Source organism: Providencia sp. PROV210 (genome assembly GCF_028479445.1).
Classification (GTDB): Bacteria; Pseudomonadota; Gammaproteobacteria; order Enterobacterales; family Enterobacteriaceae; genus Providencia; species Providencia rustigianii.
This window is the reverse complement of sequence record NZ_JAMPNQ010000006.1, coordinates 50,051-63,212: the sequence shown is the minus strand read 5'-3', so window position 1 is coordinate 63,212 and position 13,162 is coordinate 50,051. Positions and strand designations below refer to the sequence as shown.

Annotated in this window: 15 protein-coding genes and 1 pseudogene; 5 read left to right on the top strand and 11 right to left on the bottom strand. The window is 43.0% G+C overall.

Annotated features, from left to right (window positions below; translation table 11 throughout):
- Window positions 1-154 precede the first annotated feature (154 nt).
- Both PR761_RS05580 and PR761_RS05575 read left to right on the top strand, forming a co-directional pair.
- Window positions 155-460, top strand: a complete 306-nt coding sequence (locus PR761_RS05580) for a type II toxin-antitoxin system HigB family toxin (protein WP_115164162.1) — start codon at window positions 155-157, stop codon at window positions 458-460.
- Window positions 461-463: 3 nt separating this feature from the next.
- Complete coding sequence (locus PR761_RS05575; protein WP_006813416.1) at window positions 464-880, top strand: helix-turn-helix domain-containing protein; 417 nt, start codon at window positions 464-466, stop codon at window positions 878-880.
- Between the two features lie 168 nt (window positions 881-1,048).
- On the opposite strand, the gene flgL is transcribed toward PR761_RS05575, so the two are convergent.
- The 11 genes and pseudogenes from flgL to flgB form a co-directional block, all read right to left on the bottom strand.
- Window positions 1,049-1,984: a flagellar hook-associated protein FlgL gene (gene flgL / locus PR761_RS05570; protein WP_039854240.1), complete on the bottom strand. Its 936-nt coding sequence runs from the start codon at window positions 1,982-1,984 to the stop codon at window positions 1,049-1,051.
- Window positions 1,985-2,032: 48 nt separating this feature from the next.
- Window positions 2,033-3,676, bottom strand: coding sequence for a flagellar hook-associated protein FlgK (gene flgK, locus PR761_RS05565; RefSeq protein WP_006813418.1), 1,644 nt, complete (start codon window positions 3,674-3,676; stop codon window positions 2,033-2,035).
- A 138-nt stretch (window positions 3,677-3,814) separates the two neighbouring features.
- A complete protein-coding gene (flgJ, locus tag PR761_RS05560; RefSeq protein WP_006813419.1) occupies window positions 3,815-4,792 on the bottom strand; it encodes a flagellar assembly peptidoglycan hydrolase FlgJ in 978 nt (325 codons plus the stop codon).
- On the bottom strand, window positions 4,792-5,907 hold the full coding sequence (locus PR761_RS05555) for a flagellar basal body P-ring protein FlgI (protein WP_006813420.1): 1,116 nt from the start codon (window positions 5,905-5,907) through the stop codon (window positions 4,792-4,794). Before PR761_RS05555 ends, flgJ begins: the two co-directional genes overlap by 1 nt.
- A gap of 35 nt (window positions 5,908-5,942) precedes the next feature.
- Complete coding sequence (locus PR761_RS05550; protein ID WP_407901434.1) at window positions 5,943-6,674, bottom strand: flagellar basal body L-ring protein FlgH; 732 nt, start codon at window positions 6,672-6,674, stop codon at window positions 5,943-5,945.
- A gap of 79 nt (window positions 6,675-6,753) precedes the next feature.
- Window positions 6,754-7,535 (bottom strand): annotated as a pseudogene (gene flgG, locus PR761_RS05545) (flagellar basal-body rod protein FlgG).
- 19 nt (window positions 7,536-7,554) lie between these two features.
- Window positions 7,555-8,310: a flagellar basal body rod protein FlgF gene (locus tag PR761_RS05540; RefSeq protein WP_006813423.1), complete on the bottom strand. Its 756-nt coding sequence runs from the start codon at window positions 8,308-8,310 to the stop codon at window positions 7,555-7,557.
- A gap of 15 nt (window positions 8,311-8,325) precedes the next feature.
- Window positions 8,326-9,546 (bottom strand): flagellar hook protein FlgE, encoded by a 1,221-nt coding sequence (flgE, locus tag PR761_RS05535; protein ID WP_126459611.1) that lies wholly within the window; start codon window positions 9,544-9,546, stop codon window positions 8,326-8,328.
- Between the two features lie 30 nt (window positions 9,547-9,576).
- Complete coding sequence (locus tag PR761_RS05530; protein ID WP_115164158.1) at window positions 9,577-10,434, bottom strand: flagellar hook assembly protein FlgD; 858 nt, start codon at window positions 10,432-10,434, stop codon at window positions 9,577-9,579.
- Between the two features lie 12 nt (window positions 10,435-10,446).
- The gene (gene flgC, locus PR761_RS05525) at window positions 10,447-10,851 is read right to left on the bottom strand and encodes a flagellar basal body rod protein FlgC (protein WP_006813426.1); all 405 of its coding nucleotides are present in this window, start codon (window positions 10,849-10,851) and stop codon (window positions 10,447-10,449) included.
- A 5-nt stretch (window positions 10,852-10,856) separates the two neighbouring features.
- The gene (flgB, locus tag PR761_RS05520) at window positions 10,857-11,270 is read right to left on the bottom strand and encodes a flagellar basal body rod protein FlgB (RefSeq protein WP_126436701.1); all 414 of its coding nucleotides are present in this window, start codon (window positions 11,268-11,270) and stop codon (window positions 10,857-10,859) included.
- A 231-nt stretch (window positions 11,271-11,501) separates the two neighbouring features.
- Here flgB and flgA point away from each other — a divergent pair, with 231 nt between their 5' ends.
- From flgA to PR761_RS05505, 3 genes are all read left to right on the top strand, one after another.
- A complete protein-coding gene (gene flgA / locus PR761_RS05515; protein WP_154611030.1) occupies window positions 11,502-12,170 on the top strand; it encodes a flagellar basal body P-ring formation chaperone FlgA in 669 nt (222 codons plus the stop codon).
- A gap of 210 nt (window positions 12,171-12,380) precedes the next feature.
- Window positions 12,381-12,683 carry a flagellar biosynthesis anti-sigma factor FlgM gene (gene flgM, locus PR761_RS05510; protein ID WP_006813431.1) on the top strand — a complete coding sequence of 101 codons (303 nt, stop codon included), beginning with the start codon at window positions 12,381-12,383 and terminating at the stop codon, window positions 12,681-12,683.
- Between the two features lie 11 nt (window positions 12,684-12,694).
- Window positions 12,695-13,135, top strand: a complete 441-nt coding sequence (locus PR761_RS05505) for a flagella synthesis protein FlgN (RefSeq protein ID WP_006813432.1) — start codon at window positions 12,695-12,697, stop codon at window positions 13,133-13,135.
- The last annotated feature ends 27 nt before the right edge of the window (window positions 13,136-13,162 follow it).

Sequence of the window (13,162 nt, the reverse complement as noted above, 5' to 3'; positions counted from 1 at the left end):
AAGCTTCGCAAAACCTTGAAGAACAGGCAGCCTCGAGTTGCTACCACCTAAAAGATCATGGTTAATAGTTTAAGAAAAATAATCATAGTTGCCTTGTTGGCAACAGCAAAGAGCAGTGATATATTATTAACCGTTAGGAAATGCGAGGGGCATAATGCACGTAATCTCAAGGGAACCCTTTGTCCATGCATCGGAAAGAAATCCTAAGCATGCCAAAGCATTATTAGATGTTTATAAAACACTAAAACAAGGATCGTACTCATCACCTGATGAGCTAAAAAATATTTTCCCAAGCTTAGATAGAATGAAGTACCGCGAAAAGTGGTGGGTTATTGATGTCGGTGGTAATGCTTTAAGGATTTTATTTTTTGCTGATTTTAAAAAAAGTAAAATTTTCATAAAACATATATCTACACACGCTGAATATAATAAGCTAATGAATTATTATCGGAGAACATAAAATATGATTTTTAGTGAAGCCATTCAAACTGCTAATCATTTAATTCATCTCATTCCTATTCTCGGCAAAAATCACTCTCGCCGCGACTATGAAGATGCCATTAAATTAGTCGAGTATCTGGTGGAATATGATCCTGATAATCCGCTGGTCGAAATTTTATGTGAAAAAATTGATCACTATGAAGACAATGCCCCCGAATTTGCAGATTTTAATCGCAAATTAAAGCAGTGTGATGACGCTGTTGCGGTGTTACGTACATTGATGGATCAGTACAATCTAAATACCACTGATTTTGCTAATGAAATAGGCTCTCGCTCTTACGTTAGCCGCATTTTAAACGGTGAACGCAACTTATCTCTTGAGCATATGAAAAAGCTGGCAGAGCGATTTAAACTCCCCGTGACGATATTTATTAAATAAAAATTTAAGCGGCCTATACAGCAATGGGCGATTTAAAATATCAGGGATAAACAAGCCATAACAATCAAATAGGAAAGTAAAATCAACAACGCAGAAAATAGAAAAAATAAGCGAGAAACCCGCACCCTAGTTTACATACCACTGCTCATAAGGTGCGGTAAAAATCAATTAACGTCCGCCAAATAATGACATGCTGTTAAGATCTTTGAAAATATCTTGAGAAGCTTGGAACATGGCTTTCTCTTTATAATAATCCGTGGTGGTTCCCGTCCAGTTAGTCTCTAGCAGCTCACTTTTACGAGCTTCATTCTGGATAGTGCGGGTATTGGCTAGAAAATCTAATTTATCAATTTCCTGTAACTGCAAGCCTTGCTTGGCTTCAATATTGGAAATTTGATCCAACGCCGCTTTAATACCACGGTTAGCTTCATCCATTCCCGCTTGAGCAGCATCTAAATCTGATTGCGGTGCATCCTGTTGAGGAATAGATAACGCTTTAATTCCCACGTTTAGCGCTTTGAAAACATTGACCATACCTGCGCCATCAGTTTCAAATACCTGAGCTCCCGTAAAATAGGTGGTCATCTCACGGTCACTAGCAACATTTTGCATGATTGGCTTGTCACCACCTTTATACAAAACCTCACCATTCGTATCGATTTCAAAAGGGGCTTTGTCAGATTTAAACCCTGCAAAAATATAACGTCCGTTACCATCCGTGGTATTACCCAGCCCAACTAACTGCTCTTTCAAACCTGTTAATTGTTCCGCCAATGAAGTGCGGTCTTTATCACTCAACGCACCTTGGTTAGAAGCTTGGATAATCGTAGTATCAATTTGAGTGGTGACTTCCGTCATCTGACTCAAAATGCTCATTTGTAGTGTCATACCCGTTTTTGCAAAACCACGGCTTGTGACATATTGCTGGTTACGACTTTCAGATTGGTTAATTCGCACAGCTTGGGATGATGCTTGCGGGTCATCCGATGGCTTGTTAACACGCTTACCTGACGCTAATTGGCTGCCCGCATCCATCCATCGAGATTGCGCACCGTTCATATCTTGTAAGCGTTGATGGAAAATCATATTGGTACTTAAACGCATCGCTTAAATCCTTATTAAATTATTCTGAAACCCTGTGAGTTCAATGAATTAGAACGCACGCATCAACGCATTAAACAGATCGTCCACCGTTTTCAATACCTGTGCATTGGCATTAAAAAATTGCTGAATTTTTTGCATCTGAATGCTTTCTTCATTCATGTTAACACCAGAAATTTCTTGCTCTTGGCGATAGAAACTTTCTGTCATTTTATTCTGGGTTTCAGAATCAATTTGCGCCTGTTTAGTACGACTACCGACATCATTAATTAACGTGGCATAGAAATCGGAGAACGTAGAACCGCCATCCACTACTTTTTGATCTTGTAATTTAACCAATTCTTTGATGTTTTCGTTATCGCCTGGGCCACCATCTTTACTTCCAGCACCTGCAAATCCAGAGGCTTCCGTCACCAACGTTTCCATATTGTTGATTACGCCGTTCATCGGCTTCACCACAAAGGTATCACCCGCAGCGGGGGTATTTGTCGTCATCTTGAGCTCTAAGCCTTCGAATTTCAACGTGTCTGCGGTGGATGATGGATCAACAGTAATTTTCACCCCGTCAGGTAAACGGGTGACATTCCAGTTGGTTCCGTCATAACGCATTTCATAGTTATTACCGGTGACTTTAGAAACATCGCTGTAGCTTAAGTCAAAGTCCGTTTTGCCTGTGTTATGGGTGTTACTAACAACGGTACCTTTACCTAAAGCAAAAAAATCTTTTCCAGTATTCCCATTGGAATCAAAACCTTTGCTATGAATTTCATTAAATTTCGTTGCAAAAACTAAGGCCAATTTATTGATTTTTTGATAGGCAGGGTCGATAACTTCTTGGCGAGAGCGCAGTACACCGCTCAGCTCTCCGCCTTTAAACGCTTCATCAGGAATTTCACGGACTTGACCGTTTGATCCCACAAACCCAATGCTAAAGCGGCTGTCATCTTTAGAAGAAGGAACGGCTTCAAGGCGATTCGCTTTTTCACCTGTCACCAGCGGTAATCCGTTAGCAAACGTCACATTGTAGTTGCCGTTTTGCTCAATAACTTTCACGCCAATCACTGAGTTAACTTCATTGACAAGGCGGTCACGCACATCCAGCAAGTCATTAGGCTCTGAGCCACTCACTGAACGGATACGGGCGATTTGTTGGTTTAATCCAGCGATTTTATCCGCATAGATATTGATATCTTTCACCTTATTTTCGATTTGGTGATTAATATCGCGTTCCATTTCTTGTAATCGTCTATCTGCTTCTTTGAATTGAGATACCAGCGCATTCGATTGACCTAAGAAAACATCAATCAAGGTTTTGTCGCTAGCATCACTGCTTGCAGTATCCAGTGCAGTGAAGAAGCTTCCGATACTACTCGATAGGTCTTCAACATCATTAGTCAGCAAGTCATCGACTTTATTACAGTTTTTCACGTAAGCTTCGTAATCGCCACTACGAGCCCGTGATTGGCTGTATTGCGCATTGACAAATTCATCAAACTCACGGCGAACATGGCTGAAATAAGTGCCGTTACCAAAATAACCATTAGGTGTCATCGTACCGGGATTCTCCCCGAACACAGCACTTTGGCGGTGATAGTAACCTACACCAGCGTTAGCTAAGTTATTAGAAATAACACTTAACCCACCCTGCGCAGCATTCACACCACTTAGCGCGTTATTCATTACATTGTTCAGCATAAGCTTTTCCTATTCTTGGGACTGAGCGCTTTGATTGGCTGACTCAATTTCAGCGCTAGTCACTCAAAATTTTCACTTATTCAGTTATCGGAAAGTTGGCGTAAATATTTAGCGCAAACTTTGATTTATTAAGACTTTTTAGAAGATATCTTTTAAGTCGATGTTATAAGCCTGAATAGCTTTCACAGTGGCATTATTGACAGTTGAATCCGAGCCACGTATTTGACTAATCAAGGTAATTAATTTGTCAGAGTAACCAGGGTCAGTTGCATAACCTGCTTGGTGCAATCGACGAGCTGCAATTTCAGGGGTTGGCGCATGTTTAACCTCTTTATAACGAGGATTTTGAGTTAATAACCCGATATAGTCTGAAATAGCTTCTTCATAGGAGCCATAAACACGGAAATCATCGCGCATTTTGATACTTTCGCCATTGATGACCTCCGTGGTCATGATATTAGTGACCGGACCTTTCCAGCTCTTACCCGCTTTAATACCAAACAAGTTGTGACTGCTTTTGCCTTCCGCTGTTAAAATTTCACGTTTTCCCCAACCGCTTTCTAATGCGGCTTGAGCGAGGATTAAAAAGTGAGAAATGCCACTTTTTTCACTGGCATTCTTAGCGGGTTCCAATAAGCGATTAATAAAATTGCTGCTATTGAGTGATAACGATTTAATTTTCTGGAATGGTGCCGCCAGAGCATCACCCATTGGTGCAAAACGGCGCATCATCTGTTCCATGGCGAACGGCGGTAATGACTGAAGCTCCTGCTCATTCAATGGCATAAATGCACTTTGGGTCGGCAAATTAGAGGATTGGTCACGAGTCAATTGCTGATACATCATTTCGCCAAAACCGAGTCCTTTCTGTGAAAGGTCTTGGGCAATTTGCTGGTCATACATGCTGGTCATCAAGCGAGTTTGATCATTAGAAAGCATTCCGTCTTGCGGTAATGCTGAACGCATGCTTTTTAACATCATTTGCACAAAAGTCGCTTCGAGTTGCTGCGTCACTTGACGCAGCCCCTGTTCTGGCGATTTATTTAACTCACCTTTTAAGCCCGTTAACGACTGGACATCATACGCAGCTCCTTGTAATAACTGCATATCGCTCATTAGATGATCTCCAATTTCGCACGTAAGCAACCTGCACTTTCCATGGCTTGCAAAATGGACATTAAATCTGTTGGTGTTGCGCCTAGTGTATTGAGAGCTTGGATAACTTGGTTTAGCTGTACGCTCGCATTGACTTTTTGCAGTGCGCCACCTTGTTCTCGCATGCCCACATTGGTATTACGCGTGACAACGGTCTGTCCACCCGCAAATGGGGTATCCGGCTGATTCACTTGAGTTTGTCTTTCGACTGTTACCGCCAAACTGCCGTGAGCAACGGCACAACTTTCGAGTGTCACACTACGGTTAATCACCACAGAGCCGGTCCGTGAATTCAGGATCACTTTCGCTTCCGTCATTGGTGTACGAACATTGAGCTCTTGAACTCGCGAAAGAAAACGCACTTGCTCACTGTTATTTGCAGGCACTAAAAGTTGAACCGTCCGCGAATCTAGCGCTCTGGCCGTTCCCATTCCCCCCATCCGGTTAATTGCATCGGTAATATCTTGCGCTAAAGCAAAGCTGTCTTCATTCAGCTGTAAATTGATCGCGCCACTTTGTCCAAAACTGCTGGGTAACTCACGCTCAATCGTTGCTCCATCAGTAATTCGCCCACCATTGAGTTGGTTGACTTTAATGCTACTACCGCCAGCACTGGCTCCTGCACCACCAACCAAAACGTTACCCTGAGCCATGGCATAGATTTGCCCATCCACCCCTTTTAATGGGGTCATTAATAGCGTTCCGCCACGTAAACTTTTGGCGTTACCCATGGAAGAAACTACGATATCTACCGACTGCCCTGAACGACCAAACGGCGGCATTTTAGCGGTAACCATTACCGCCGCGACGTTTTTTAGCTGCATATTGGTGCCCGGAGGAACCGTGATCCCCATTTGGGAAAGCATATTGTTCAAGCTTTGAGTGGTGAATGGGGTTTGCATAGTTTGGTCCCCTGTACCATCCAGCCCTACCACTAGACCATAACCAATTAATGGGTTATCTCTTACCCCTTGGACAGTGGTGAGATCTTTAACGCGCTCACTATAAGCGGGAGCAACAAATAGGCTCCCTAACAGGCAACATAGTGAAAATAGAACGAACACTTTATTTTTCATGGATTCTTCTCGGCTACTTGATGGCGAATGTTCATTTAGTAAGGGGAAACATTTAAGAAAAAGCGTTGTAACCACCCCATTGTTTGGGATTCGTTGATGTAGCCATCACCAACATATTCAATACGCGCATCAGCCACTTGAGTTGAACTCACGTTATTGTCTGCACCAATAGTTCGTGGATTAACAACCCCAGAAAAACGAATAGATTCGGTTCCCTGATTAATCGCGATACGTTTTTCACCAACAACATGTAAATTGCCATTGGCTAATAATTGGTCAACCGTCACCGTGATAGTGCCTTTAAAAGTATTATTCGCGTTTGCGCCACCTTTACCGGTAAAGTCGCTGTTACCTTTCACATCAATCTCGGTATTGCTGCCGCCTAACCAACCCTGCATGAACCCAGGAAGGATCGCCGCGAGGAAACCTGTTTTTCCGCTACGATTTGCATTCGCTGATGAATTTTTGCTCGCGCTCACGTTCTCTTGCAGATTGATAGTCAAAATATCCCCAACGTTACGAGGTCGTCTATCTTCAAATAGCGGTTGGTAACCATAATAGGCAGGCTGTGCACTCTGAAAAATCGCGCCATTTGGCGCAGGTGCAGTCGGTGCAGTTGGCGTAGCCGTGGTTTGAGAATCCACGAGAGGACGAGGTTTAATATGGGCGCAACCGCTGATAATAACGATGGCGGCCAAGCATACCACTCTCGAAATCTGTAAAACCGTTTTACGCTGTTTAGGAACAATGCCGTTTTCAATCATCATGCGACTCTTTTGCTGCGAAATACCTTTTGTCATTACTAGGGGCAGTTCACTCGCTAATGACGCGAACTGCCATCCTCACTTACAGTTGGGTCAGACGCTGGAGCATTTGATCCGATGCCGAGACCGCTTTACTGTTAATTTCGTAAGCGCGTTGAGTTTGGATCATATTTACCAATTCTTCTGCCACGTTCACGTTTGAAGTCTCTAACATGCCTTGATACAGCAAACCCGCCCCGTTAGTCCCCGGAGCACTTTCATTTGGCGCCCCTGAGCTTGCGGTTTCCATGTACAGGTTTTCACCCATACTTTCTAAACCCGCATCATTGATAAACGTGGTTAAGGTAATTTGACCAATTTGCTGAGGCTGGTTATCACCGTATACCGTGACAGAAACGGTACCATCACGCGCAATACTTAGGCTGTTCGCATTTTCAGGGATCATAATCGCAGGAACGACTTGATAGCCACTTGACGTCACTAATTGACCATCTTGGTTGGCTGCAATGCACCATCACGAGTATAGGCATCAGTACCATCTGGCATCTGAACATGCAGAAAGCCTTGTCCCTTGATGGCGATATCGGTTGTGGTACCTGTTTTGTTTAAATTACCTTGGCTGTGGATACGCATTGTTGCTACTGGACGCGCACCCGTACCCATTTGTAAACCTGAAGGTAATGAAGTTTGATCTGAACTCATCGCACCCGGCTGGCGGATGTTTTGATAAAGTAAATCTTCAAAAACAGCACGTTGACGTTTAAAACCGTTAGTGCTGACGTTTGCCAAGTTGTTGGAAATGACGTCAAGGTTTGTTTGTTGGGCATCAAGCCCTGTTTTTGCAATCCATAAAGAACGGATCATAGTAATTCCTTACTAACAATTAGCTGACAGTGAGTAGTTGATTAGCACGCTGTGCATTTTCATCCGCGCTATGGATCACTTTCATTTGCATTTCAAAATGTCGAGCATTCGCAATCATTGACACCATGGCTTCAGCTGCATTGACATTACTGCCTTCAATAACACCTGACGTCACAATGGCTCGGCCACTTTGTTGCAAGCCATTACCGTTTGCCGCTTGTGCCTGCGCCGATAAATGGAATAATCCATCTTCACCACGAATCAGCTCATTCGGCTGTGCTTCAACGACTTTTAATCGACCAATCTGCCCTAGCATCGTCGGTGGGTCTGTGGCTAATAGCGCCGTGATCGTTCCATCAGCCCCAATAGTCAGATCGGCATTCGGTGGAACATCAATAGGACCACCATCACCTTGCAGAAGATTCCCACCAATCATTAATTCACCATCAGGGGATACTTGAATGTTCCCGTTACGGGTATACGCCTCTGAGCCATCTGCTAATGCGACCGCCAAAAAGTGTTTATCATTCAATGCCACGTCCGTGGCTTTTCCTGTGTAGTTCAGTGGTCCTTGGCTCATATCCGCACCGGGCGTTGAAGCCACTACCATCGTCCGAGTCTGCTCGCTATCCCCATGAATAGGCACTGCACGCATCGCAGAAAGTTGAGCTTTAAAACCCGCCGTGGAAACGTTGGCAATGTTATTAGAAACAATCCCTTGATTTTCAAGCGCATGACGCGCCCCGCCCATTGCGGTATAAATGACATGATCCATGGACAACCTCTACCCTTAACGTAAGTTAACCAATGTTTGTAGCATTTGGTCTTGAGTCTTGATGGTTTGTGCGTTGGATTGATAGTTACGCTGCATCACGATCATGCTAATCAGCTCTTGGCTCATATCCACGTTTGAGGACTCTAATGCACCGCTGGTTAATTTACCGAACTGACCCACACCCGGTACGCCATCCATCGGGTTACCCGACGCATTTGAAGATGCCCAGACGTTACCCCCTTGGGAAACTAAACCATTTGGGTTAGCAAATGCAGATAAGGCTATTTGACCAACAACACGTTTTTGTTGGTTAGAATAGTTAGCCACAACCAGACCGTTATCTTCGATCTTGAAGGTGGTGTATTCACCTGCGGGATAGCCATTAACATCGATGGCACTGACTGAAGATTCACTGACTTTTTGTTGACGGGTTTTACCAAGATCAACTTTCAACGTGCCGCCATCAGCGCCATTTAACCCATTGTAAGCAAAATCAAAAATAGCATTTTCAGCATCTTTCAACTTACCATTGCCATCAAACTCTAAATCACCTAATTTTTTAGCGTCTGTTTCACTGGCATCTTTAGCGTATGCCGTCCATTTATTATCATCATTCTTAACAAAATAGACTGAAATTTCATGAGTATTCCCTTGGCTATCATAGGAAGTCATCGTGGTACTAAAGTTATAGGTCGCAATATCGTCCGGTTTTGTTAAATCGAACGCTTTGTCTTTCTTTTTATCTTCTGAATTTAGGTTAATGGTTAACTTGGCTAGTTCAGATTTTTTTGCATCCATCATATCCGTTGGGATATTCATGCCCGCAGGTACGCCACCACTTTGAATTGACACATTGCCTTTAGCATCAACGCTAGCGGGATACCCCGTCACAACCATGCCTTGGTTATTCACTAAATTACCGCTTTTATCGCGCTGAAATTGCCCATCACGGCTATAAAAAACATCGCCATTTTGGTCTTCAACACGGAAAAAACCGTTGCCCGAAATCGCTACATCGGTCGCTCTATCAGTTCGGGTAATAGGACCATCTTTAAAGTTTTGGGTAACCGCAGCAACGTTAACCCCTAACCCAACACCTGAGCCGGCAAACATATCAGCGAACGATGTCGTTGCCCCTTTAAAACCATTGGTTGCGGAGTTGGCAATATTGTTACCAATTGAATCTAGCCCCGCTGATGCTGCATTTAAGCCGCTAACTGCTTGTGAAAAAGACATATTTTCTCCATAAATATTTGGGGAATAAAATTAAGATGCGGGATACACTTTGAAGATGCTGCTTAGTGGCACACTTTGCCCTATGCCGACATCCAATAACGGTGCATCTGAGCCGGGTGTTACACCATTGACACGGGTATAGCCGAGTTTGGTGACCTCAATTTCAGACCCCATCCTGACGGCTTTCACATCAAAGAAATATTTACCTTTCGGGTCAGCAACCAAATTGCCGTTGTTATCACGCCCATCCCATGCCATATCGTAAATATCGGGTTTAACTTCTGAGTCATAGCTAATGGTGCGGATAACTGTGCGGTTTTTGTCACGAATGGTAATTTCAACGGTATCGGCTAACTTCGGTAAGAAGAAACCAAATGGCGATGAAATATAATCGGTTTGTGGCTCTTCAGAGCCCTCATCACCTTCATTAGCCCCTAGATTACTGAGACCAAAATTCGATGGGCTGTTCGCGCTGATCACCTCATCTGGCAATGGATTTGCTGGTTTGGTCACGGTACTATTTTCACCGTTACTCTCTTTTTTCAGTGGCGCTAAAATGATTTCATTACGCGGGATCAGGACCCCTTTTCCAACTAATTGCGTCGCCTGTAATGATTGTCCAGAACCAATTTGCTGAGAAATGCCACTCACGCTATCGCTCAACTTATTCATGCTCTCGAGGGTGGCTATTTGCGCTAATTGCCCCGTCAAATCGGCATTATCCATCGGTTTTGTTGGGTCTTGGTTTTGCATTTGCGTCACAATCATGGTTAGAAATGTGTCACGCATATCATCACTTTGACTTTTCTTTGGTACATTACTTGCCGCAGCCGCTGGGCCTGCAACAGAGTTATCCAAAGAATCATTCATTGAGGCAGAAATCCCCATTTCGCGTCTCCGTTACTGACCTAGCGTTAAGGTTTTCTGTAGCAATGTTTTAGCGGTATTCATCACTTCTAAGTTAGCTTGATAGCTACGTGATGCCGATATGGTGTTGATCATCTCACCAACCGTGTCGACATTCGGCATCTGGACATAACCTTTTTCATCAGCAAGAGGATGTCCCGGTTTATACTCCATGCGCGGTGGAGAAGGATCTTCAATCAGTTCACTGACTCGCACGCCCCCCACTTGATGACGACCTTGCGGAGCCATTTGGAAAACGACCTGTTTTGCACGGTAAGGTTGTCCATCGGGACCCGCCACACTTTCCGCGTTCGCCATGTTACTGGCACTCACGTTCAGGCGTTGAGATTGCGCAGTTAATGCGGAAGCGGAGATATCAAAAATACTCAATAGAGCCATGACAATTACCCTTGCTGTAGAACGGCCAACATACTTTTGACTTGGCTATTAATAAATGTAAGATCGGCTTGATATTTCAACGTGTTGTCAGCAAATTGACTACGTTCTATATCCATATCAACGGTATTTCCGTCCATTGATGTTTGGTAAGGTACTCGGTATTTCAGATCCATTGCCGCAGGCTGCATATCATGCCCTTCAATGTGCCCTTTCGCCGTCACAGCCAGTGAAATTCCCTTACCTTTAACAACTCCTTTATCCATCGCTTGCTGCAATTGACGATTAAAATCAATGTCACGAGCTTGATAGCCTGGGGTATCCGAGTTGGCGATGTTAGATGCCAAAACGGTCTGTCTTGCTTCTCTTATGGACAAAGCCCGCTGTTGAAAAGCAAAAGTGGCATCTAATTTATCAATCATGGTTACCCTCAATGGATTTCAGTCAATTCCTAACTTTTTAATCAGTAAATTAGGAATTTTTTGGTTGCAGATTTCATCAATACAAAAATTCGATGCTCATATTAGCTGGCAGATAAAAAATCTAATGGCGAGATAAAGGCAAAATTATTGACCTATTTGCCTCATTCATTATTGAGGATGTCGGTAAACTTCAGCGGAATAAAAGTGAGATACTGAAAAGGAGATGGTGTAATGAGACGTGTTTATTTAGTTAAATATATTTTATATATCAGTCTATTAAATCTAATTCCTTTATCTGTTCAAGCTTCACTACCCCAAGATATTGATCAGTATTTTCGCCATATTCACGGTAAACAAAATACTGTCTCTATTGAAATAAAAACGCCGATAGATAAATGGCCAAAATGTGATAAGCCCCAAATTAGCCCACCAAGCGGGGGCAGAAATATGGGCAATGTCTCCTTACCCGTACAGTGCGACAAAAAAAAACAATATATTCAATTAGTCGTCAATGTGACCGGTCAATATTATGTGGCAACCCGTAATATCAATCGTGGTGAGACAATTGAATTTGTAGATATCGGCACAAAAAAAGGGTTAATCCATCAATTACCGTCTGGAGCAGCAACAGAAAAAATAGCATTACGTGGAACCATTGCTCTACGTAATATCACTGCGGGACAAACATTAACCAACTCAATGGTAAGACGTCCTTGGGCAATCAAATCAGGTCAAACCGTACATGTGTTCGCGACTGGAAATAATTTTTCGGTGAAATACGAAGGAAGAGCGATTAACAACGCTGTCATCGGCGAGAATATTCGAGTCCGGTTAATTAATGGGCAAGTTGTGAATGGTGAGGCTCAAGAAAATGGCAGTGTTCAGGTTGCATTGAATTAATTGAAAGCGAAATATAATCATTAACTTAGCGGATGATAATTTTCTGTTTTTCATGGGAATTGCAGGTATAATTTTTACAATTCGTCCGACATAGTAAAAAATAAAAAAAGTGGCATAGCGGCAACTTGAAATATAACGGAATATTAAAGGTTCATTAATATCTGCCGATAACTGACTATATGAAAAATATCGGGAACAGGAAAAAACACTATGGCTATTGAGCAAACATCTGCAATTTCTGCGCTGACTCAGGTTACGACTCGCGATCCACAAGATGCGACAGCCCCGATGCGCGATAAAAAAATTTCAGCTAATGAAGCAGTTAAAGAAAGTTCTTTCGCACCCAGCGAATTACAAAAGAAATTACTCCAGCCTCAAGCAACCGATATTGATACTGCAAAAGTCGAGAAGATCAAGCAAGCTATCAAAGACGGCACTTTAACGATGGATGCAGGTAAAATTGCTGATGGCATTTTGCGTGACGCCCATGAATGTATGCTTTCCATGAAATAAATTGAATTACTATGAACGACGAATTATTGCTATTACTAGAACAACAATTGGGTCATTTGCAATCACTGGAAATTGTGATGAAAAATGAAGAGTTATTATTAGGTTATCATCGCGTTCCACCGTCACCTTTTCAGGAAACGACTGAGCAAAAACGCTTTTTGGTCGCCGCTATTAGTCACGGCGAAAATCACCGTTTGCAGCTAGAAGAGCAAGCGCAGATTGCAGCGCCTTACGATGACAACCTTGTACTGAGTAATATTTGGGAATCGATTAAAGCCCTGACCACTTCATTAAAAGAGCTAAATTATCGTAATCACCAAATGCTACAACTGCATATTGAACTGAACTCACAGCGCCTTAATTTTGTGAAAAAACACAATAATCAATCCACATATGGTGCCGATGGTTTAGAGTCGAAACGCCCTGCATTAGGAAAGAAAATCTCGATTTAGATTTCTGACTCTCTCCCTGTTATCTAT